Here is a 23,547-nt window from a genome sequence, read left to right as displayed (position 1 = left end):
TATCCGTTCCGCCCTATAATATCGCAGGGTATACAGCTTGTCAATTAATATCCACCAAAAATAGAAAAAATTAGAAATACTTATACTGGCCTTATAGGTTATGCTATTTGGACAAATCGTTATCTCCTTTATATATAAGATTGAATAGTTTTGATTAATTTTTTCCTTATTATATAAGCAACCATATTCACTTTACGAGTTCAAATGACATAAGCTATATTTAAACCGAAAATTAAAAAAATTAACAAATCAGTGAAAGAAATCACAAATAGTATAGACTATTAATTTGAATATGTTATACTAATCAACATAAAGAATAAGAATAAGCTAAAATTAAAAAAGGATGGTTTTGTTTATGAATTCAGTTAGCAATCGCATCGAATTAAAGGATGTACTTAGCGGGGCAAATGTACATCATAATCCTTCAGTTCCAGTATTAGTTGAAAAAACTTTAGCCCGCGGAGAAGGCGTCTTAACGTCAACTGGAGCCATTTGTGCAACTACTGGAAAATACACTGGCCGCTCACCAAAAGATAAATTTATTGTTGAAGAAGCATCTTCAAAAGACAGCATTGATTGGGGTTCCGTTAACCAACCAATCTCACCTGAGGTTTTCGATGCATTATATCAAAAAGTGTTGCACTATTTACATGTTCAAGGCGAAATATTCTGTTTCAAGGGTTTCGCAGGTGCAGATCCAAAATACCGTTTACCAATGCAAGTAATCAATGAATCTGCTTGGCATAATCTGTTTGCACACCAGCTATTTATCCGCCCTACAGAAGAAGAACTTAAAACACATGAAGCTGAATTTACAGTTATTTCTGCGCCAAACTTCAAAGCTGATCCTGCTGTTGATGGTACAGCGTCAGAAACATTCATTATTATTTCATTTGAACGCAAAGTTGTCCTAATTGGTGGTACAGAATATGCAGGCGAGATGAAAAAATCAATTTTTTCAGTAATGAATTATTTATTACCAGAAAAACATGTTTTACCAATGCATTGTTCTGCTAACGTTGGCCAAGAGGGTGATGTTGCTTTATTTTTCGGGTTATCTGGAACCGGTAAAACAACCCTTTCTGCTGAGGCAACTCGTCGCTTAATCGGTGATGATGAGCATGGTTGGTCAAACAACGGTGTCTTTAACATTGAAGGCGGATGCTATGCAAAATGCATCAATCTTTCTCAAGAAAAAGAACCGCAAATTTGGGATGCTATTCGTTTTGGCTCTGTCTTAGAAAACGTTGTACTTAATGAAAATAGTAGAATAGCAGATTATGATGATGCTACATTAACTGAAAATACTCGTGCTGCTTATCCTATGCAAGCACTTGATAATATTGTAGACCCTAGTATTGCTGGCCATCCAAATACAATCATCTTTTTAACTGCAGACGCTAGTGGTGTATTACCTCCAATCAGTCGTTTGACTAAAGAACAAGCAATGTACCACTTCATCAGTGGATATACGAGTAAATTAGCTGGAACTGAGCGTGGAATCACAGAACCTCAAGCTGTATTCTCTACTTGCTTCGGTTCACCTTTCTTACCAAGAGCAGCTTCAGTTTATGCAGAAATGCTTGGAGAAAAAATTGATCAATATCAGACAAGTGTTTTTCTTGTTAACACTGGCTGGACTGGCGGAGAATATGGTGTAGGGAAACGTATGAATCTTTCATATACAAGAGCGATGGTTCGCGCAGCACTAGAAGGAGAATTAGATGCTGTTGAGACTGTACAAGACCCTATTTTCGGATTACAAATTCCTTTACACTGCCCAGGTGTACCTGATGAAGTTTTACAACCAATGAAAACATGGGCTGATGAGGCTGCATATGTACAAAATGCAACTGAATTAGCTCAAAAATTCAATGAAAACTTCAGCAAGTTCTCAGGTATCTCAGAAGATATTAAAAACGCTGGTCCATTAGTAAAATAATTTTTAAAGAAGGTATTCTGCCTGTATTCACAGGTAGTATACCTTCTTTTTTTATTTTTCATTCATCCATTTTGTCAATTCACGTACTACCTTCCGATTGATTTGTGGTGGGAAATAATGTGTATGATCATGATATATCCAACTAGAAAAGGGATGGTTATGCTCTAGTAACTTTTTTTCTAATAAATAGGCGTGATCAACCGAGACATTTTGGTCTTTAGCACCATGAATAATTAATACTGGAGCCTTTAGTTCTTCGATAAAATTAAGAGGTGTTCTCCAGCTATATCGATCCGGAACCTTCTCAGGTGTGCCACCAATTACTCTTTTCATCATCCTTCTTAAGTCTACTCTCTCACGATAGGTAAGGGCCATATCTGATACGCCCCCCCAAGTCACAAGCGACGTAATATCCGGCCGTTCTATTCCTACAGTAAGCGCCATTACTCCACCACGTGAAAAACCAAATACATGGAGCTTTTCATTATTGACAAGTGGATGTTGTTTTAATAGATCTAATGCATATAATGCATCTTTTCGGTCTTCTCCACCGAAGTCTTCAAAGCCCTCTCCTCCGCAATTACCTCGATAAAAAGGAGCCATTACAACAAAACCCTCTGAAGCAAATTGTGTAATTCGCGCTAAGCGTACCATCCCTACATTTTTAATACCGCCACGTAAATATAAAAAACCAGGAAATAATCCGGTCTTATCATTAGATTTCCATGTTGGTTCCGCTAAAAATCCCTTTACCTTTAATCCATCACTTATATAAGTTACTAAATAAACTTCAATCCGTGGATGTGGTGAAGGATATTTTTGTTTATAAATGATTTCACCATTTTCCAACGTAAATCACCGCTCTTCTCTTCGTACTATTTAACTGCTCCTAAATAGTTACTAATTTTTTATAGGCATACACACATTTTATCATACCAACATAGTCTATTTTAGATTCATCTATTAGGGGGTACTTTTTATGAATATACGTCAAATTTTCACTTTGGCACTGTCTTTTATCTTAATCATTGCACTTACTGCATGTTCAACTAATAAAGCACAAACAATTAGAGTATCTGAAGTAACTCGTTCTATTTTCTATGCACCACTTTATGCCGGCTTGGAAAAAGGCTTTTTTGAGGAAGAGGGTCTTACAATTGACCTGACAACAGCATGGGGCGGGGACAAAACAATGACAGCTATACTTTCAGATGGAGCAGATATTGGCCTTGTTGGTTCCGAAACATCTATTTACGTATATGCTCAAGGCTCTAATGACCCTGTCATTAACTTTGCCCAACTAACCCAAACTGATGGAACATTCCTTGTTGCTCGCGAAAAAGTGGATAACTTCTCTTGGGATCAATTAAAAGGAAGTACATTTCTTGGTCAACGTAAAGGCGGGATGCCACAAATGGTTGGTGAATATGTTCTTAAACAACATGGCATTAATCCTCATGATGACTTAAATTTAATTCAAAACATTGACTTTGCAAATATTCCAAGTGCCTTTGCATCTGGTACGGGTGATTATGTTCAGTTATTCGAACCAACAGCTAGTATCTTTGAAAAAGAGGGCAAGGGGCATATTATTGCATCATTTGGTACAGAATCAGGCCATGTACCTTACACTACCTTTATGGCAAAAGAAAGCTATATGAATGATAACCCTGAAAGAATAGAAAAGTTCACAAGGGCACTTTATAAAGCACAAACATGGGTACAAGAAACAAACGCAGCTGAAGTGGCTGAAGTGATTGCCCCATATTTTGAAGATACATCCCTTGATATTATTGAAATGGTAGTCGACCGCTACAAGAGTCAAGGTTCTTTTGCAACTGATCCTATATTAGACGTGGCAGAGTGGGATAACCTACAAAACATTATGGATGAAGCAGGTGAATTACCAAAGCGTGTAGATCACAGTACATTAGTAAACACAGAAATTGCTGAAAAGATATTAGCAGAATAGGAGGGAGGGTTATCCTCAATGAGTTTTCTAGAAGTCGATAAAATTCATCATACTTATTTTACACCCAAGACTGCAACAACCGTTCTAAAAGATATCTCTATTACAATTGAGGAAGGCGAATTCGTTTCTCTACTCGGTCCGAGTGGGTGTGGTAAAACGACTTTGCTATCTATTATTGCCGGGTTAATTCACCCAACATACGGCACGATAAAAATCGGTGGCATTCACATCAATGAACTCAAAACCATGATTGGTTACATGCTACAGCAGGATTATCTTTTTCCATGGAAAACCATCGAAGAAAATATAACATTAGGCCTTAAAATTATGAATAAATACACAACTGAAAACCACCAACGTTGTTTAGAACTATTAAAAGCCATGAATCTCGGAAATGTAAAAAAACAATATCCAAACCAACTTTCTGGTGGTATGAGACAAAGGGTGGCATTAGTAAGAACTCTTTCTACGGACCCAAAGATACTATTACTGGATGAGCCGTTTTCTGCATTAGATTTTCAAACGAAACTTAAATTAGAAGATTTAGTGTCTGCAACCCTTAAGGAATATAATAAAACTGCCATTCTAGTAACCCATGACATCGGAGAAGCAATTGCAATGAGCGACCGCATTTATTTACTAAAAGCAAATCCGGGCGAAATCGCTAAAGTATTTAATGTACCGAATGAATTAAAACAATTAAAACCTTTTGATGCAAGGCAACATCCAAACTATTCATTGCTTTTTCAGCAAATTTGGGAGGAGTTGAACAACCTTGAATCAAAAACCACTTAATACCAAACTCCTTCATTTTAAATATTTGGAGAATCTCAAAAATGAAAAGCGATGGGTCAGATTCTGGCAGTTTCTCATTTTCATAGCATTTTTCCTACTTTGGGAGGTTTCAAGTAACAATAAATGGATCGACCCGCTTATTTTCAGTTCACCAACAAAAGTGTGGGATTTGCTAGTCTCGAAAATTATAGATGGTACACTTATAAATAATCTTCAAGTAACCGTCTTAGAAACAGTTGCAGGATTTGTTTTAGGAACGTTATTAGGTTCCATCCTAGCCGCGATTCTTTGGTGGTCGCCAAGACTATCAAATATATTAGACCCCTATTTAGTCATATTAAATGCGATGCCTAAAGTTGCCCTGGGACCAATTCTTATTGTTGCCCTCGGTCCAGGATACACATCTATCATTGCAATGGGAGCCTTAGTTTCGGTAATCATTACAACAATCGTCGTATACACTTCATTTAAGGAAGTTGATCCTAATTATATAAAAGTTATGCAAACATTTGGAGCAACTAAGGGGCAAACCTTTAAACACGCTGTTTTACCTTCATCATTCCCAACTATTATTTCAACACTGAAAGTAAATGTCGGACTTTCTTGGGTTGGAATTATCGTTGGAGAATTCCTTGTATCCGCTAAAGGACTAGGCTACTTAATAATTTACGGCTTTCAGGTTTTTAACTTTACGCTAGTTTTAATGAGTTTGATCGTCATTGCAATCTTTGCGACCATTATGTACCAAGCAGTAGAATGGCTAGAAAAAAAAATCATTAAAAATGATTATTGATAGAAATGTGTAAGCGCCTTGGGCAGCCCCGACAGGCAAATGTTCTTCCGACGAAGAAGTCGATAGACTTCACGAGGAGGAAGGTTATTTGACCCCGAGGGGCTAGGCGCTGGAACTGGACAAATAGAAAAGCGGAGGTCGATTGGGCAGCCCTGAAGGAAAGCACCGGCTAAAACCGCGACATCCTGTCGCAACGCCGGTACTAGCACGTCCTGTGCGTCGTGTTCTTTCAACGGATATGAGGTGGTTTTCCTCAATAGCCGGGGAAAGGTTATTTTTCACAAAGGGCTATCGACTGTAGCTGGACAATGTAGAAATGTGTAAGCGCCTTGGGCAGCCCCGACAGGCAAGCACCGGCTAAATTCGCGACATCCTGTCGCAACGCTGGTATTAGCACATCCTGTGCGTCTTTGACCCCGAGGGGCCAGGCGCTGGAACTGGACAAATAGAAAAGCGGAAGTCGTTTGATCAGCCATGAAGGAAGATAACGAGAAGAAAATAAAAAGAGCAACACTATTAGCTGCTAGGCCATAGTGTTGCTCTTTTATATTATTACTGCAATTTATTAATAAACATCACGTTGGTAACGATGGTCTTTTTGCATTTTATCTAAATATGCTTCTGCATCTTCGCGTGACATTGCACCTTCTTTTTCGATTACGTCAATAAGCGCATTGTGAACATCTTTTGCCATAAATTGCTTATCTCCACAAACATAGAAGTATGCTCCCTTTTCTAACCATTCGAATAATTCCTTGCTATTTTCAAGCATTTTGTGCTGTACATATATCTTTTGATCAGTATCACGTGAGAAAGCTACATCAATTTTTGTTAGAATCCCATCTTTTTGATACTTTTCTAGCTCATCTTTATATAAGAAATCAGATGATGAATGTTGATCACCAAAGAATAACCAAGATTTCCCGTTCGCTTTATTTACTGCGCGTTCTTGGATAAACGAACGGAATGGTGCGATACCTGTACCAGGACCAACCATAATAATATCTGCATCTTGAGACTCAGGAAGATTAAAGTGTTTATTTTGCTGTGTAAATACTGCAACTGTATCACCTACATTAAGACGCTCTGCACAATGTACAGAACAAACACCTTTTCGCTCACGTCCGTGTGCCATATAACGTACAGCACCAATTGTTAAATGTACTTCTCCAGGATTAGCGGCAAAGCTACTAGCAATTGAATATAAGCGTGGTAACATTTTTCTTAACAATGCCACTATTTCCTCTGCAGATGCTTTCCATGGACCAAAGTCGCGCAACAAATCAAGTAAATCGCGACCATTAGTGTATTCCTTTAGTTCATCTGCATTTTGCACAACGTGTTGAATTTTTTCATTATCTGTTAATTCAGCAGCCTGTTGCACAATCTTTTTAGAAATTGCAGTAATTTCAAAGTATGTTGTTAATGCTTCCTTTAAAGGCAGTTTGTCACCCTGTTTATTAATTGTTACAGGCTGTTCACCATCCCACTTCATTTCTTCAAGAATAGCTGTTACTAACTCTGGATCATTTTCAGGGAGAACTCCAAGGACATCGCCTGGTTTATAGGATAGTCCAGATCCTTCTAATGATAATTCAATATGTCTAGTTTCTTTATTTGATCCAGGTCCATTTAAATTAATATTTTCAAGAACTTTAGCTTGAAAAGGATTCGCTCTTGAATATGTTATTGTTACATTTTTGTCTTCATTATTTTTTTCTGCAGTAACTTGCATACTCTTCACCTCATTATGTTGTATACCTAAATAATAGCACAAAAAAAGGAATTTAGTTGTGCTTTTTTTCACTAATTACAAAAACAGATAATTTACATAGATGTGAAAAAAGTCAGCTTTTTATATTAAACTAAAGAAATTGCCTTTACTATTTTATGTATAATAAAGGTAGATAAACAAAACCAAAGAAAGCTTAGTTATAAAACCAAAAATAAAATCATAAAAGCAAAGATTTAAACTTATCTACCGAAGAATATAAACATCAAAAACAATAGGAACTATGAATATATAATTGAATTAACTGATATGAACCATTATGAATGCGGTCCATAAGGAGCGCAAGCATTTGCTCCTTTTTAGTGTTTCTTATTTATTTTTTGCCGTTAATTAAAAATGTATTCATAGCGAAAGTCTCTTTATTTGTTTTAAGCTTTCTGTTAAAACTTGATCTTTCATCATAAAACTAAACTCGCTATTTAATTTAATGTTTTCAGGTAATTCCTCTAAAATAACCGGACCTTCTGTTTCGAAGTAATCTTTTCTTGTATAAAGTTTATCAATTTCAGCATAATAAATATTTTTAATTATTGTGTCGGCTTTACCATCAACACGATATTGACCAATATAAAACATATTGGAAATAGATGCACCCGTTTCCTCCATTACCTCACGGTGTGCTGCCTCTTCCGGTGTTTCCCCTTTTTCAACTTTTCCTCCTGGAAATTCGATTCCTCTATTTTTATGTATGGTTAATAACCACTTTCCATTGAATGTACATATAACCCAGACGTGTTTCGGGTGCTCTGAAAATGGCTGATTTTCAAAAGAAAGTTGAACAGCGTTATCATAATAATCTCGAAATGTAATCATACTTGACTCCATTTTTGTCTTTTTTATAATCATAACACGGAGGTATGCTTTTAATCAAAAAGAGATCTTAAAGTTTTAAAAGAAATAATAAAAAAAACACTCTAATACAAATTAGAGTGAATAATCTTACTATGCATCTAAAATACCCATCGATTCAATATGCTCTTTTGTTTCAGGTTTACCTAGGTCATGTAGTTTTTGATAAACCTTTTTTAAATCATTATCTATAAGTTCATTTTCTTTATCATGATGATATTGAACATACGGTACATGTGCTCTCCAGAAACTCATCCAATCAGCAGCATAGATTTCATCAAATAATTCGCGGAGTTGTCGCACTTCTTCATCTGTTGCTTCAATTTCCAGCTCGTATGGTGATCCTCCCTGGAATTGAGAAATTTCTCTAGAGCCTACAGCGATATAATATGTTTTCTTTTCCATTCAATCCGCTCCTCAATAGATGTATTAATACACTTTTAAAATAAATTGCCCGCTTTTATTTACTTTTTCCATTAGTAACGGTTAAATATTCATATAAAGACTTTTTTATAGATAATACACGGATAAGAAGAAATTATTTATAATAAAAGTAAAAAAAACAGGAATATAAATTGTTTCTGAAAAATATGCATCATTTAAAGAGGAATTGGGATGCTAAATATTGAAGAATATTAGTACCGAATTTTTCACATTTGTAAATAATAAAACTTAATATAAAAAAAGAGGTGTTAATATGAAATTAATTGATGATTTGTATAATATGTATCGGCATATTCTAACGGGTGACGATGAAGATGCAGATATCATTGTTTTTTCTGTTTTAGAATCATTAAACCGTAAAGATATTTTAGAGTTAATTGAAGAAATGGGCGAACAGGAGCTATATAGCATGGTTGGACTATACATGCTAGAAAAGTTTAAAAGCAAAATGGCACAAGATGGAATTGGACAAAGTCAAATGCCTTCTATTGATGAAATTAAAAATTTACATTAATTCAAGTACATATTTAGAATTTAATAATTTACTATTTTTATAAAAATATACTTTCGCTATCATGTTTAGAATTTACAGATTGATCAATACATTCTATAATCTATAAATTAGCTTGTACATTACTTTTATATTATAACCATATTGCAATAACATTCTTATTTTTAATTATTGATTTCTTTCCCAACATAAATATTGCAAACGTTTACATTATTTTTTAATAAATATGGTATCTTACGTATAATTTTACTATCAAACAAAAATTTTCAATTATAATTAATTATTTACAGAAATATTTCAAACCTATTTCATTTAACGATTATTTATTGTATAATCTGGGTATAATGGTATTTGTAATCAGTTATTGATTAATAAATATTTTCTCCCTATGTTAGCGCATGTGAGTACATGCGCCTTTTTTATGTAAAAATAGGCACAGATTGATCATCCGTACCTTTGGTTAATAAACTATGCAATCGGAGATCTATGCTTCAATTTCGTCTTCCCACTCAAGCATTCCACCAACCATATTCTTTACTTTATATCCTAAATTAGTCATATAATTTGTTGCCATTCCACTTCTACCACCTGAATGACAAACTAATATATGCTCTTGATCTTTGTCTAGTTCTTCTAACCTTACCTGTAACTCACCTAAAGGAATATGCCTAGCACCTGGAATTTTGCCTAAAGCCACCTCCTCATGCTCCCGTACATCAATTATACTTGGCTTAGCATCCGATTTTAGTAATTGCGCAACTTCTGCTGGTGTTATCGTTTCCATTTACTTAATCACTCCTACATAAAATTTTAAAACTTCCATCCCCTACCACTTCAGGTATTTTATTTCAAACTTTATCTAAAGTCAATTGATTTTACTTTCCCACCTACAAAAGCTCTTTCAACTTATGTCTCATTAGTTTATTAGATGCATTTCTAGGCAACTCGTCTACAAAGTATACTTGTGAAGGCACTTTATATTTAGCAAGTCGCTCTGCACAAAATGATAAAAGTTCTTCCACAATAACGTCCTTTCCATCAGCCGTTTTTACAAATGCAACTGGAACCTGGCCCCATTTAATATCATCAACACCAGCCACCCCAACCTCTATTATACCAGGGTATGCTAACAACACTGATTCAACTTCAGCTGGATAAATATTTTCTCCACCAGAAATAATCAAATCACTGCGGCGGTCAAGGACATACAAAAATCCATCTTCATCAAGGTAACCAATGTCACCTGTATAGAGCCATCCATTCAATATCGATTTGTTACTAGCATGTTTGTTTCTCCAATATCCTTTCGTTACACTAGGACCTTTTACAACAATTTCTCCTGCCATACCTGGACCTAGAATGCTATTGTCTTTTTCAATCCGTAATTGCGCAGGAAAAAGTGGTTTCCCTGCAGAACCTACTTTTTCCAACATATATTCCGAACTTAACGTTACGATCTGAGAACCAGTTTCGGTCATGCCATATGTTTGAAAGACAGGAATACCTTTTACCACACATGTATCTAATAAAGGTTTCGGTGCGGGACCTCCTCCTAATAACACACACCTCAAAGAACTAGGATACTTTTTCTCCCCTAAATCTGCGAGCATGTTTATAAGCATTTGACTAACAACAGATATTATAGAAACATTTTGGCTGGCAATTACTTCATTAACTTTTGAAGGTGAGAACTTCTCAAGCAAAACAACCGGGATGCCATAAATCACACTTCGCAATAAAATAGATAAGCCGCTAACATGGAATAGTGGCAACGCGCATAGCCAACAATCATTTGTATGCATTCCTAAATTTAATGAAGAACCAACCGCATTCCACCAATGATTTCCGTACGACAGCATAACTCCTTTTGGTGTTCCTGTTGTTCCAGATGTATAAATGATTGTATGTAATCTATCTAGCTGCCACTCTTGCTCTATCGTAAGTGATTCTTCTCGTACATCAAGGAATTCTTCGATCGACATTCTCTTTGCTGAAACCCCTTCATTGGCCATTTTGTTAGCATGTTTAGTATTATATATCACCAGTTTTGTATTTGAATCTTGTATTTGCCATACAATTTCATATGAGGACAACCTTGTATTTAGTAGAACTGCAACTGCACCAACGTATTCAATGCCATGAAGAAGAAACACAAACTCTGGTTGATTATCCACTAAAAGCGCAACATGATCATCTTTTTTAATCCCTAGCGCTGTTAATTTTTGAGCCATTTTTTTTGCCTGTTCATGTAACTCTATAAAAGTCCAAGTCTTGTCTTCTGTTATAAGTGCTTTACGTTTGGGTGATAGCTCAGCACGTTTTTGTAACCAATTAGGTAATAACTCACTTTGCACCTTCAACTCAACCTTTCGTACATTTATATACTTTTTTTATTTTTGTACTCTTTTCATTTAAACACACTTAAAATATAAATAAAAGACAGCTTCGCAGATATGAAATGTCCTGCAAAGCTGTCTTATAATTTTAGGCGCTTTCGCTTTTCTTGTCTAGCTTCAGCGCCTAGCCCCTCGGGGTCAAATAACCTTCTTCCTCGTGAAGTCTATCGACTTCTTCGTCAGAAGAACATTTGCCTGTCGGGGCTAACCAAGGCGCTTTCGCTTTTCTATGGAAAACGAGGGAATTGCTTAAAGTCTGGTGTGCGTTTTTCTTTAAAGGCGTCGCGGCCTTCTTTCGCTTCATCTGTTGTATAGTAAAGTAAAGTTGCATCTCCTGCGAATTGTTGGATCCCCGCTAAACCGTCTGTATCCGCGTTGAAAGCTGCTTTTAAGAAACGAATTGCGGTTGGTGATTTTTCAAGAATTTCATTACACCATTGAATTGTTTCTTCTTCTAACTTCTCAAGTGGTACTACTGTGTTCACTAAGCCCATATCTAATGCTTCTTGGGCATTGTATTGGCGGCATAGGTACCAAATTTCACGTGCTTTTTTATGTCCTACGATACGAGCTAAATAGCCTGAGCCATATCCAGCATCAAAGCTACCTACTTTTGGACCTGTTTGTCCAAATACCGCATTTTCAGCAGCAATAGTTAAATCACATACGATATGCAAAACATGCCCTCCGCCAATAGCATATCCCGCTACCATTGCAATAACCGGCTTAGGAATTACACGGATTAAACGCTGCAAATCTAGAACGTTTAAACGAGGTATTTGGTCATCTCCTACATAGCCGCCATGACCGCGGACCTTTTGGTCTCCACCTGAACAAAATGCTTTTTCGCCTGCACCTGTTAAAATAATAACTCCAATTTCAGAGTCGTCACGAGCATCTGCAAATGCATCAATCAACTCACTTACTGTTCGCGGTGTGAACGCATTGTGAACCTCAGGTCGATTGATCGTAATTTTTGCTATTCCATTATAAGTTTCATACAGAACCTCACTATATGTACGTTTAGCTACCCACTCAACTGTTGCCATTCTTTATCCTCCTTAACATATGTTTCTTTCTCTTTTGACTATTTTATAGGTTGTCCTTTAAATAGTCTATTATTATTTTACCAAAAATGCTAGGTTGTTCCATATGAATTGCATGCCCGGCATCATTTACAATTACAAATTTGGAATTGTTTAGCTGCACATTCATAGATTTGTTGATATTGCAAAATTTTTCATCCCATTCTCCCGCTAATAGTAGTACGGGAATGGTAAGCTCTTTTAATCGAGACCACCAAGATGGCTGTTCCCCAGTACCCATGCCGCGCAAACTATTCGCTAGTCCTAACGGCTGATTCTGCAAACGAGCCTTTCGAAGTGATTCTCTGTTATCAGGAGGTAATGTAGTTGCTTGGGATGCAAACAAAGGGATCCTTTCCCAGAAATCAACAAACGCCTCAATTCCACCCTTTTCAATTTTATCAGCTAGGGAATGATCCTTGGTTTTTCTATCCTCTTGCTCTTCATTCGTCTTTAAACCTGGTGAACTACTTTCTAATATTAATGCACGCACTCTTTCCTGGAACAATACAGTAAAAGTTAGTGCAAGTCGCCCACCCATGGAATAGCCTAAAATTGAAGTGTGGTTAATATTTAATAGATTTAACATTTCCACGAGGTCGTTGGCTACAGCTTCGATCGAATAACGAGCATGATCAGCAGGTTGTTCTGTTTTACCATGCCCAATAATATCAACTACAATGAGTTGAAAATCAGTTTTCCACTGTTCAATAAATGGGTGCCAATCCTTTCCTGATCCGGTAAACCCGTGGAGTAGAAGTAGTGGTTCACCTTTTCCATGGACTTCCACATAATACTCAACACCATTTAAATTTAGGAACATTTAAACACCTCAATAAATAAAGCAAACATTGCTTTATTCAATATGATTCCAGCTAGCTTTTATACTTTCATTCGTTTTCTGCCAGATTTCTCGATGTTTTTGAACATTAGTATCCCGGTTTGTATGAATCTCAATAACCTGAAGGCCTTTAGATTGTATGCATTTTTGGACAACGTCTTTAAAATCATTCCAATCTCCAATTCTTGTGAATTGTCCTCCATACATTTCAACAACATAACGATAATCTAAACCTAACGGCGTACCAAACAATAATTCAAAGTTTTTAGGGTGATTGGCTTGTGGTAAGAATGAAAATATTCCACCACCATCATTATTAATAATGATTATCGTTGCATTTAAGTGATGCAGCTTGGCAGCAAGCAATCCGTTTAAATCATGATAAAATGTTAAATCCCCTAAAACAAGAACAAGGGGTTCGGATACTGTACTTGCTCCTAGTGCGCTAGAGATTGTTCCATCGATCCCGTTAGCACCCCGATTAGCCAGGACACGGATGCTTTGCTCATTAGCTAAGAAAAAGGAATCGACATCTCTAATTGGCATACTATTCCCAACAAACAATGTAGAATCTGATGGCAAGCAATCAGCTAATTGAAGAATGACATTTCCCTCAAACTGTTCTGAGGCATTACCTAGTTGCTGTAAAGACTCTCCTGCTATTTGATCAACAGCTGTCCAAGTATTCAACCATTGGGAATCACTACTAATATCATTTTTTGAAAAACTATCTACTAATTTTTCACAAAATAAAGTTGGGTCCGCATGCATGACACTAGATGTTAGTAAAGTTGGATCTCGCCATAAACCGTCACCATCAATCATAAATTGGTGGATTTGCGGATTTCTTTTCAAAAATAAAGTAAGTGCTTTGGATACTGGCATCGCTCCAAATCGAATTACAGTTTCTGGTATAAGATTTGTTGCAATTTGTTCATCTCTTAAAAAAGCATCATAGCTATCAATAATTAAATCTTTTGAATGCAAACCGCTCCGCAATTGTGATAAAGGGTCAGCCAAAATTGGAAACCCAATTTTCTCTGCCAATGCTACAACAGCAGGTGCAAATTCAGGCCTATCATAAGGTCCACAGATAATGATCCCTTTTTTACTGTTTTGTAATGTTTTCACTAAGGTGTCAATTTGAAGAGCTTCGGGGATCTTATGTGAATGGTCTACTTTCACGAACTGTTTTCTATTTTCTAACCCCGCCCGCCATATCTCGTCGTCCTCAATAACGGCAGTTAGCGGCTCCCTAAAAGGAAAATTCAAGTGGATTGGACCACTTGGCCCAAGAATCGCGGTCGAAACTGCTCGTGCGGCTACAGTTCGTACATACCGTAACATTTCTGGTGTATCTTCAGGTATTGCCATCTCCACAAACCATTTGACTTGTTTTCCAAAAATATGTATTTGATCAATAGCCTGCGGAGCTCCAATATCCCTTAGTTCATGCGGACGATCCGCTGTTAAGACAATAAGTGGAATTTGCGATTCTTTTGCTTCGACAATAGCAGGCATATAATTCGCAACAGCTGTACCTGACGTACAAACAATCGCAACAGGCTGTCTACTGGCCTTCGCAATTCCTAAAGCAAAAAAAGCAGCTGAACGTTCATCTACATTAAGCCATACCTTCATATCTGGATGGTCAGCTGCTACCATTGCAATTGGAGTTGATCTAGAGCCTGGACTTACAACTATTTGTTTTACATTTGATCGAACTAATTCATCAATAAAAGCAGCCACATAGGCTGTTAATGCATTACTTGATATCATTAAATGATCCTCCTAATGCCGAAAGCATTGGTCTGAATTTTATTTGTGTTTCTCGATACTCACTTGAAGGATCAGAATCACCGACAATACCACATCCAGCAAAAAGTGATGCCTCTTTTCCTTGTAATAAGCCAGATCGGATAGCAACTGCAAACTCTCCATTTCCATTCGTATCAAGCCAACCAATTGGCCCTGCGTATAAACCGCGATCTAGCGCTTCAACCTCGCGAATTTTTTGTAGAGCTTCTTGTTGTGGATAACCACCTAATGCTGGTGTTGGATGGAGCTTTTGTACTAACGTTAATAAAGAAACATTATCTTTGATTTTCCCTACTACAGGAGTATATAAATGCTGAATATCTCTGACTTTATACAAAACAGGCTTTTCTGGAATGCTAATTTGTTCACAGCATTGTTTAAATGCAGTCGTAATAGCACGAACAACTACATTATGCTCATGTAAGTTTTTTTCATCATTTAGAAGTAGATTACCGAGCACATCGTCCTCAGCAGTCGTTTTCCCTCTAGCTATTGATCCAGCTAAACATGTTGAAAGAACTTCAGTTCCTTCCTTTTTAACTAAGCGCTCTGGAGATGCACCAATAAAGCAGTCTTCACCACTTTCTAGAGCAAAAATATAGCTAGTCGGTTGTTCAGCTCTTAACCTATTTAAAATATCCTCTGCTAAAAAGGATAGATCACTTTCAATACGAATTTCTCTAGCTAATACAACTTTTTCTATTTCATGTTGGCGTATTTGGCGAGCTACTTTGTCAACTGAAACAATCCACTGTTCTTTAGATACTTCCTTTATCTTTGTAAAGGTTTGACCTAAACCTCCTGAATAGCCACTAGTCGAATTATTCAATAGCTGATTTTGTTCTTCAACTAATGAGCTTACAAGTGAATCAATATTTGTTGTATCCTTAACAATTGTATTAATTGTAAACCAAACTTCATTATTCGATATCGTTAATAAAAAAGTTGGTATAGTCAACTTTGCAACAGGGAAATTCCGCCACAGATTTGTTTTTTCCTTTTTAGGATCAAATGAAAAAGCACCCTGTACAACTGGACCGATTCCTGTTCTCTTCTCCGGAATATCAATTAAGCTTTCCTCGACTAATTCGTTCCATTCTTGCTCAAGTTTTTCAAAGTCATTAGCATCGGCATTAAATGTATATGCATTACCAATGCCCACCATTAAAAAACCACTATTAGGCGCACTCCAATACACGCGTTCACCTTTATAGTGTTTTCCACTTTGATAAAAACTTATTGGATCTATATTTGAAGAGACTTTTGTACTTTGACTGACAAGTATTGAGCGAGAATAAACTCTTGCTTTTTCAACCCCAAGAGCTACATTATTATGTAATCCTCTATGCTGAATAGTTATCACTGTTTCTCCCCCCAGTGTATCATTAGAATAATGACTTTTATCGATAAGTTTTTCTGAGGTAAATATTATATGTTCGAACAATATATACTATTGAAGTTTAGAAACCCGTTCATATCAAGAAAATAAATAAAAAACAGACGTCAACCTATTTTAAGATACACCTGTGTATTTTACCTGTCAACAATATAGGTTAAAGCACTCTATATCTATGTTATACCCATTCTTCTCTTACTATATTTTAAATGTTTTTGCTGTTAACTTCTACCACTTACATAGATTCTTTAATTATTTGCTACCTTTTTACTAAAAAACGTTCCTAATTTGGCGAAGTTTAATTTTTAAAATTTCTAAAAGTAAAAGTGAAAAGGATGATTTTATGCAATCTGCTTATACTAATCGAGAGGGAGAGAATTTGGACTAAAGGAGCGTTTTGTGATGCTTACCTCAGAGAAACTTTCAACACTTCGAAAAGCTTTACTAGATCGACAGCAAGAAATTGATAATGACCTTCATGCAACCGATTACTTTGATACCAAAAGATCATTTGCAAACGATTCAACCGGTGAGCTCTCACATTATGATAACCATCCTGCAGATACGGCAACAGACTTATTTGAGCGAGAGAAGGATATCGCCCTTGTTGAGCATTTTGAAAAAGAACTAAAGGATATTAACCATGCTTTAGCCCGAATCGAAGACGGTTCATATGGGAAATGTGAAACATGCCAAGCAGATATTCCGGTTGAACGGTTAGAAGCACTGCCTACAGCAACACACTGTTTAAAACATAGTCCTGATCAGGTTGTATCCCATCGGCGACCTGTCGAGGAAGATGTACTAGGACCTCCTTTTGGTGACTTAGAATATGACGAAAAAGATTCAACCTTCTATGACTCAGAAGATTCGTGGCAAGACGTTGAACAATATGGGACCTCTGAAACACCATCCGATTTTAATGATCGTAGCATGCTAGACTATAATGGTATGTATGTGGAAGAAGATGAACCAACTAGTTATGTACAGGAAATCGACAGCTTTATAGCAACAGACATAGATGGAAATAACGTTCGAGTATATCCTAACGCTGTTCATGAACAATATGAAGAACGCTTGGATGAAGAAGAAGTTATGTCTGTCGTTGGTAACTTAGGTCAAGCAGAGCTTGAGTTTGATGAAGACAAATAAAAAATTGGCTGTCCCAAAGGTTTCGGAGTTACAACCTCAATATATAATGAATTCAAAAGAGGGGAATCTCTAAATTGGGACCGCCTCTTTTTTATGGGAAGATATATCGAACCAAATTTATCTATTACTTTCTTGTACATAGCAATTTTTCTTATAAATCGTGATATAGTATTTCCGTAAGATACTTTTGGAAAAAATAGGAGGGAATGATATGAATTCGCATGAAATTGAGTATAAACTCCACGGGGATGATATGCAGTTCGTTGAAATCGAACTTGACCCAGGTGAAAGTACGATAGCAGAAGCTGGTGCAATGATGATGCTTGAAGATGGTATAGAAATGGAAACGATCTTTGGCGATGGAGCGTCCTCACAACATGGTTTATTTGGAAAGCTACTTGGAGCCGGAAAGCGAGTATTAACAGGCGAAAGTTTATTTATGACGGTCTTCACGAATCAAAGTCGATCTATCAAACATGTTTCATTTGCCGCACCATACCCAGGTAAAATAATACCTATGGACTTAAGTGAATTAGGTGGAAAAGTTATTTGTCAAAAAGATGCTTTCCTATGTGCAGCAAAAGGCGTATCTGTTGGCGTTGAATTTCAGCGGAAACTGGGAGCAGGATTCTTTGGTGGTGAAGGCTTTATCATGCAAAAGCTTGATGGCGATGGATTATCATTTCTTCATGCAGGTGGAACGATTTATAAAAAAAATCTACAACCAGGCGAGCGATTAAAAATAGATACTGGCTGTCTTGTAGCTATGACTAAAGAGATAAATTATAATATTGAATTTGTTGGTAAAATAAAAACAGCTTTTTTTGGTGGCGAAGGATTATTTCTAGCTACTGTTGAAGGACCTGGAACAGTTTGGGTACAATCACTTCCATTTAGTCGCTTAGCCGATAGGGTCTTTGCAGCAGCATCACGCCCTGGAGGAGAGTCTAAAGGCGAAGGAAGTATATTGGGGGGGATTTCCAACTTGTTTGAACGGTAGTTACTTGTTATGGTACAACTGGTGATAAGTTACTATTATTAGAAGTTTCTTCTTCCTTTTCGGAGCTTGAAAAATGTTATTGCTGTTTCCCTTCAATGGCCTTTTTTTAATAATACGAAAACCAAAAAAACCAGTACTACTTTTGGGTAACGATCTTCCCTAGAGTAATACTGGTTAATTTAGTGCACAGCCTATTTTACAATAAACACCGGACAGTGCGCACGTTGAACAACGTAATGACTTGTGCTTCCTAAGAATAATTCCGCTAAACCATTTAATCCTCGACTTCCCATAACGATTAGATCACTACTGTTTTTATTAGCAAATTCAACGATCACTTTGCCAGGATTCCCCTCAAGTACAACAGCAAAAGCTTTGTTAGGTAATTCAGATAACATTACTTTTACATCATCTAAGCTCTTAGCAGCACTTACTTTTAATTCCTCGATTAATTCCTGACTATATATACCATAGCTGCCCATTGATGCCGCTGTTGGTGGATTTGATACACCTACAACATCAACTTGAATTCTCTCATCTTGTTTTGCAAGGGTAATTGCCATCTCTAAAGCCTTCTTGCTTAAATCTGAACCGTCGTAAGCCACTAAAATTCTAGAATAAAAGGTTAGCATATTATTCACTCCTATATATATTTCTACTATTATTTTACAATGTAAATTCTGATAGTATAGTAGGAAAAAATGAATATTTTAAGAAACTTGCAATTCTGTGTTTATAATTGCGGCTGCGGCTCTTCAACGTTTTCAAGATATTCAGCGTCTTCCAATTCTTCAAGCTGGTTTAGACCTGGCAATACTTCTGCACTTAACGCTTCTTCTGGTAAAACAATCTCGTTAACTTGACCAAAGTCTGAATAAATCATATCCAATTCATAGTTCATCTTTTCAATCGGTGATGCCATTGCTGGATCATTACTTTGGCCATAAACGATTTCATAATCCATTAATTGTCGGTATGGTAAAGAGGTTTCTTTATCAATCCATACTGTTCCATTCATGGACATAGTCATATTCGGAAGACCTTCAAGACTTGATAGAACAGATTGATCACCCAGCATATTTCCCATCATGCCAAGTACTTCTTCGATTGAATCGATCTTACCACTAAAAATTATTTTTTGTAGCTGCTTTCCAGCAATTTCATCTAAACCTAAATCTTTGTAAATGAAATACTTATTATTGAGGTCCTGACTCATCTTTAAGTTTTCTTCATTCATTTCCATTAGAGCTATAAAATCAAATGGCATCGCTTCACTCATATTCATCCATTGATCCTGACCTGTAATCGGGTCTTTGATTTTCATAAATATGCCTTCTGGGACAAAGTATTGTTCCACTGATACTTCCTGTTGTTCAGGAAGTGGCATGGATATTTTCATCTGCTGATACATGCCTTTTTCTTTATTGAATATCATTGTAATACTGCCATCCAATGTGATCGGATTCGGAACACCGTCAGATTCGGAATCTGGTAGATTCATGTCCATTATCATAGACATATCCGATGTAGCTTTAAATGAGATTTGTTCATTTTGGGCAACGGCCATTTTATCCATTAATTCACGAGCGCTTTTGTCACTAGTTAAAGCTTTAGTAACTACAGCTTTTGCTGTCGCTGATGTTAAATACTTTTCATCACCAAAACGAACACCATAATTCGCTGCTAACTTCGAGCTAACATCTTCACCTTTTAATGCTAATATTCGACTAATTACTGCACTTGCTTCCACAGGTGTAATTTTTTGATCTAATTTAAATGATCCATCCGGGAATCCCACGACAATTTTCTTTTGCTTTAAAACCTTTACAGTGTTTGCAAATGGAGAATTTGCAGCAACATCTGAAGGTAATTCTACATTTACATTTGATCCATCATATTCTAAGTGATCAACAACTAGTTTGAAAAATTCCCCACGGTTAATCGTGTCTGTACTTGCACTTACAGACGCGAATGGAGTAATAGCGATCATTGCGATAATGAGCGCTATTGAGATTGTTACTTTCTTCATTTGAAAGCCTCCTATGTATCTATTTTTTTCCAATCATCTTATTTTAACATACTAAAAGACAGTAGATTTAGAGTTTAATAGATAATTTTGGAAATTAGGTAAAATAGGTAATTTTTCATAGGGCTGTTGTTATAAATTCAAAAAAACAGTGCAAAATCTACTTGGATTTTGCACTGTTTTTTATAAGATATACTGTCTAATTAAGTACTATTTAAGAATGAATGGTCCAAATATCATCAGCGTATTCTTGAATCGTGCGATCACTAGAAAAACGACCTGATTGAGCAATATTGATAATGCTTTTTTCCATCCAACCTTGACGATCTTTGTAAGCCAAGTCAACCTTTTCATGAGCCGCAACATAGGAATCAAAATCTTTTAACACAAAATACTCATCATTTTGTACTAATAAAGAGTCGTAGATTGTTTCAAATTCTTGACCTGTGACCGGGAAAAAGCCATTTACTAGTTGATTGATAACCTGGTGTAGGCGTTTATCATGGTGATAGTATTCGAACGCTCGGTAACCACCATTTCTTTGGTAGAACAAAACTTGGTCAGCCGTTAGACCAAAAGTATAGATATTGTCCTGTCCTACCTCTTCTAAGATTTCAATATTAGCCCCATCAAGAGTACCAAGAGTTAAAGCACCATTCATCATAAATTTCATATTACCCGTTCCCGACGCTTCTTTACTAGCAGTTGAAATTTGTTCACTTATATTAGCAGCCGGGATGATCTCCTCAGCTAATGACACTCTGTAATTCTCTAGGAATATAACCTTTAACATATCTCGTGTGTTAGGATCGCTATTAACCTTATCAGCTAATGTATTAATAAGCTTTATAATTTTCTTTGCATAATAATATCCAGGTGAAGCTTTAGCACCGAATATAAAAGTTCGTGGTGTAATTGTATAATTAGACTCTTCTTTTAGACGATTGTATACATACATAATGTGTAAAATATTTAGGAGCTGTCGTTTATATGCATGAAGTCTTTTTACCTGTACATCAAATATCGACTCTTCATCCACAACAATACCTGTTAAATTTTGAATTCGCTTCGCTAGCTTTTGTTTATTAAATTGTTTTACATTATATATTTCATCTTGAAAACCTGTGTCATGAACAAATGAATTTAGTTCAGTTAATTTAACTGGCTCTGCAGCCCATGCACCGCCTATTGCTTCAGTAATAACATTTGTTAATTCTGGATTAGCCTTTAGTAACCAACGGCGGTGTGTAATACCATTAGTTTTGTTGTTAAACTTGTGAGGATAGAACTCATAGAATAATTTCATTTCCCGCGTTTTTAAAATATTCGTATGGATTTGGGCTACTCCATTTACGCTATGACTACCGGCAATTGCTAAGTGTGCCATCTTAACCATATCATGGGCAATAATAGCCATACTCTCTATCCGCTGCCAATCACCGGGATATTTCTTCCATAAGTCCGCGCAGAATCTTTCATTGATCTCCTCAACGATCATATAAATTCTTGGAAGCAATGGCTTAAAGATTGAAATTGGCCACGTCTCTAATGCTTCAGACAGGGTTGTATGATTAGTATACGAAATTGTATTCGTTGTAATATCCCATGCCTCATCCCAACCGAGGCCTTGCTCATCTAATAGTATTCTCATCATTTCGGGAATTGCCAAAACTGGGTGTGTATCATTAACATGAATTGCGATTTTTTCGTGAATTTTACATAGATCATTATTATTTTTTAAATAGCTTCTGATGATACTATTTAAACCAGCTGATACGAGAAAGTACTGTTGCTTTAATCGTAGTATTTTTCCTTCTATATGTGTGTCATCTGGGTAAAGGAATTCAGAAATTGCTTCGGTTTCACGTTTGTATTTCATCACATCGCCTTTATCCGGTCGGAATTGCGATGGCTCAGCGCTCCATAACCGTAAGGTATTCACCACTTTATTCTCATATCCAATGATTGGCATATCATAGGGAACTGCGGTCACGGTTTCTGCGTTTACATGGTGAAACATTAATTCACCATTTGCATATGAAACCTTAACCTCACCACCAAACTTCACTTCAATTGCCTGCCCGGCCTTACGAATTTCCCAGACGTTCCCATTACGCAGCCACTGTTCAGGTAATTCAACCTGATACCCATCAACGATTTTCTGGTCAAATAGTCCATGTTTATAACGTATTCCTACCCCGTGTCCAGGTAGGTTTAAAGAAGCTAGTGAATCTAAAAAGCACGCTGCTAAACGACCAAGTCCACCATTCCCTAAACCTGCATCCACTTCCTGCTCTTCCAATTCATTCAATGAAACTCCAAGCTCTTTTAAGCCTTGATCAATACAATCGCGAATTCCTAGATTTAATAAATTACTGCCAAGTAATCGCCCTAATAGAAATTCAATTGAAAAGTAATAAACTTGTTTCTGTTTATTAGATCGATATCGCTCATTTGTTTCGATCCAATCTTTACTAACATATTCACGAATCATTTGCCCTAATGTATTGTATTGCTCTTGTAAGGTTGACTCGTCGAAACTTTTCCCATACATTCTCTCGAATTTGTCTAAGAATCGCTTTTTAAAGGCTTCTTTGCTAGAGAACATAGCTTTCTCTCCTTTGTTCTGTTCTTACTGGCAATAATAAGAACCCGTTTAGTTCAAGGGGCTTTAGGTCATAGCTGCAGGTATTAACAATCAGTGAAGGAAATAAAAGCCCGCACTAAACGTCGTT

At 36.5% G+C, this 23,547-nt stretch carries 20 protein-coding genes and 1 pseudogene; 8 read left to right on the top strand and 13 right to left on the bottom strand.

The window, feature by feature from the left end; all coding sequences use genetic code 11:
• Positions 1 to 355 precede the first annotated feature (355 nt).
• A complete protein-coding gene (gene pckA / locus C1724_RS02795; RefSeq protein WP_102345216.1) occupies positions 356 to 1,942 on the top strand; it encodes a phosphoenolpyruvate carboxykinase (ATP) in 1,587 nt (528 codons plus the stop codon).
• A gap of 51 nt (positions 1,943 to 1,993) precedes the next feature.
• On the opposite strand, the gene C1724_RS02790 is transcribed toward pckA, so the two are convergent.
• Positions 1,994 to 2,791 carry an alpha/beta hydrolase family protein gene (locus tag C1724_RS02790; RefSeq protein ID WP_102345215.1) on the bottom strand — a complete coding sequence of 266 codons (798 nt, stop codon included), beginning with the start codon at positions 2,789 to 2,791 and terminating at the stop codon, positions 1,994 to 1,996.
• 130 nt (positions 2,792 to 2,921) lie between these two features.
• Here C1724_RS02790 and C1724_RS02785 point away from each other — a divergent pair, with 130 nt between their 5' ends.
• Genes C1724_RS02785 through C1724_RS02775 form a run of 3 tightly spaced genes read left to right on the top strand, consistent with a single transcriptional unit; the run spans position 2,922 to position 5,502 of the window.
• Positions 2,922 to 3,914, top strand: a complete 993-nt coding sequence (locus C1724_RS02785; RefSeq protein ID WP_102345214.1) for an ABC transporter substrate-binding protein — start codon at positions 2,922 to 2,924, stop codon at positions 3,912 to 3,914.
• A gap of 18 nt (positions 3,915 to 3,932) precedes the next feature.
• Positions 3,933 to 4,709 (top strand): ABC transporter ATP-binding protein, encoded by a 777-nt coding sequence (locus C1724_RS02780; protein WP_102345213.1) that lies wholly within the window; start codon positions 3,933 to 3,935, stop codon positions 4,707 to 4,709.
• Complete coding sequence (locus C1724_RS02775) at positions 4,690 to 5,502, top strand: ABC transporter permease (protein ID WP_102345212.1); 813 nt, start codon at positions 4,690 to 4,692, stop codon at positions 5,500 to 5,502. The genes C1724_RS02780 and C1724_RS02775 overlap by 20 nt, the downstream gene beginning before the upstream one ends.
• A 565-nt stretch (positions 5,503 to 6,067) precedes the next feature.
• Here the strand turns inward: C1724_RS02775 and C1724_RS02765 are convergent.
• Positions 6,068 to 7,189 (bottom strand): annotated as a pseudogene (locus C1724_RS02765) (sulfite reductase subunit alpha); the annotation flags it as partial.
• A 303-nt stretch (positions 7,190 to 7,492) separates the two neighbouring features.
• On the opposite strand from C1724_RS02765, the gene C1724_RS26305 reads away from it, so the two are divergent.
• Complete coding sequence (locus C1724_RS26305; protein ID WP_142386540.1) at positions 7,493 to 7,570, top strand: DUF3896 family protein; 78 nt, start codon at positions 7,493 to 7,495, stop codon at positions 7,568 to 7,570.
• A 66-nt stretch (positions 7,571 to 7,636) separates the two neighbouring features.
• Here C1724_RS26305 and ytkD read toward each other — a convergent pair whose 3' ends face one another.
• Together ytkD and C1724_RS02755 are read right to left on the bottom strand one after the other, a co-directional pair.
• Positions 7,637 to 8,107 (bottom strand): RNA deprotection pyrophosphohydrolase, encoded by a 471-nt coding sequence (ytkD, locus tag C1724_RS02760; protein ID WP_102345209.1) that lies wholly within the window; start codon positions 8,105 to 8,107, stop codon positions 7,637 to 7,639.
• A 129-nt stretch (positions 8,108 to 8,236) separates the two neighbouring features.
• The gene (locus C1724_RS02755; RefSeq protein ID WP_102345208.1) at positions 8,237 to 8,548 is read right to left on the bottom strand and encodes a hydrolase; all 312 of its coding nucleotides are present in this window, start codon (positions 8,546 to 8,548) and stop codon (positions 8,237 to 8,239) included.
• A 292-nt stretch (positions 8,549 to 8,840) separates the two neighbouring features.
• On the opposite strand from C1724_RS02755, the gene C1724_RS02750 reads away from it, so the two are divergent.
• On the top strand, positions 8,841 to 9,101 hold the full coding sequence (locus C1724_RS02750; RefSeq protein WP_102345207.1) for a DUF6154 family protein: 261 nt from the start codon (positions 8,841 to 8,843) through the stop codon (positions 9,099 to 9,101).
• A 481-nt stretch (positions 9,102 to 9,582) separates the two neighbouring features.
• Here the strand turns inward: C1724_RS02750 and C1724_RS02745 are convergent, their stop codons facing one another.
• From C1724_RS02745 to C1724_RS02715, 6 genes are all read right to left on the bottom strand, one after another.
• A complete protein-coding gene (locus C1724_RS02745; protein ID WP_102345206.1) occupies positions 9,583 to 9,882 on the bottom strand; it encodes a rhodanese-like domain-containing protein in 300 nt (99 codons plus the stop codon).
• Positions 9,883 to 9,985: 103 nt separating this feature from the next.
• On the bottom strand, positions 9,986 to 11,452 hold the full coding sequence (locus tag C1724_RS02740) for an o-succinylbenzoate--CoA ligase (protein WP_102345205.1): 1,467 nt from the start codon (positions 11,450 to 11,452) through the stop codon (positions 9,986 to 9,988).
• Between the two features lie 269 nt (positions 11,453 to 11,721).
• A complete protein-coding gene (gene menB, locus C1724_RS02730) occupies positions 11,722 to 12,543 on the bottom strand; it encodes a 1,4-dihydroxy-2-naphthoyl-CoA synthase (RefSeq protein ID WP_102345203.1) in 822 nt (273 codons plus the stop codon).
• Positions 12,544 to 12,586: 43 nt separating this feature from the next.
• On the bottom strand, positions 12,587 to 13,402 hold the full coding sequence (menH, locus tag C1724_RS02725) for a 2-succinyl-6-hydroxy-2,4-cyclohexadiene-1-carboxylate synthase (protein WP_102345202.1): 816 nt from the start codon (positions 13,400 to 13,402) through the stop codon (positions 12,587 to 12,589).
• Between the two features lie 33 nt (positions 13,403 to 13,435).
• Positions 13,436 to 15,199: a 2-succinyl-5-enolpyruvyl-6-hydroxy-3-cyclohexene-1-carboxylic-acid synthase gene (gene menD, locus C1724_RS02720; protein WP_102345201.1), complete on the bottom strand. Its 1,764-nt coding sequence runs from the start codon at positions 15,197 to 15,199 to the stop codon at positions 13,436 to 13,438.
• Entirely contained in the window at positions 15,186 to 16,601 is a 1,416-nt protein-coding gene (locus C1724_RS02715; RefSeq protein ID WP_102345200.1) for an isochorismate synthase, read from the bottom strand. The genes menD and C1724_RS02715 overlap by 14 nt, the downstream gene beginning before the upstream one ends.
• 435 nt (positions 16,602 to 17,036) lie before the next feature.
• Between C1724_RS02715 and C1724_RS02710 the strand changes: the two genes are divergently transcribed.
• Positions 17,037 to 17,786: a TraR/DksA C4-type zinc finger protein gene (locus C1724_RS02710; RefSeq protein ID WP_102345199.1), complete on the top strand. Its 750-nt coding sequence runs from the start codon at positions 17,037 to 17,039 to the stop codon at positions 17,784 to 17,786.
• A gap of 211 nt (positions 17,787 to 17,997) precedes the next feature.
• Positions 17,998 to 18,786 carry a TIGR00266 family protein gene (locus C1724_RS02705; RefSeq protein ID WP_102345198.1) on the top strand — a complete coding sequence of 263 codons (789 nt, stop codon included), beginning with the start codon at positions 17,998 to 18,000 and terminating at the stop codon, positions 18,784 to 18,786.
• Positions 18,787 to 18,977: 191 nt separating this feature from the next.
• Here the strand turns inward: C1724_RS02705 and C1724_RS02700 are convergent, their stop codons facing one another.
• The 3 genes from C1724_RS02700 to C1724_RS02690 form a co-directional block, all read right to left on the bottom strand.
• Positions 18,978 to 19,418, bottom strand: coding sequence for a universal stress protein (locus tag C1724_RS02700; RefSeq protein ID WP_102345197.1), 441 nt, complete (start codon positions 19,416 to 19,418; stop codon positions 18,978 to 18,980).
• A 101-nt stretch (positions 19,419 to 19,519) separates the two neighbouring features.
• The gene (locus C1724_RS02695; protein WP_102345196.1) at positions 19,520 to 20,815 is read right to left on the bottom strand and encodes an S-layer homology domain-containing protein; all 1,296 of its coding nucleotides are present in this window, start codon (positions 20,813 to 20,815) and stop codon (positions 19,520 to 19,522) included.
• A gap of 211 nt (positions 20,816 to 21,026) precedes the next feature.
• A complete protein-coding gene (locus C1724_RS02690; protein ID WP_102345195.1) occupies positions 21,027 to 23,420 on the bottom strand; it encodes a glycogen/starch/alpha-glucan phosphorylase in 2,394 nt (797 codons plus the stop codon).
• Positions 23,421 to 23,547: the final 127 nt, after the last annotated feature.

The organism is Bacillus sp. Marseille-P3661 (assembly GCF_900240995.1).
GTDB lineage: Bacteria > Bacillota > Bacilli > Bacillales > Bacillaceae_J > OESV01.
Note: the sequence above shows the minus strand (reverse complement) of the source record. Positions and strands in the feature narration are given on the sequence as shown.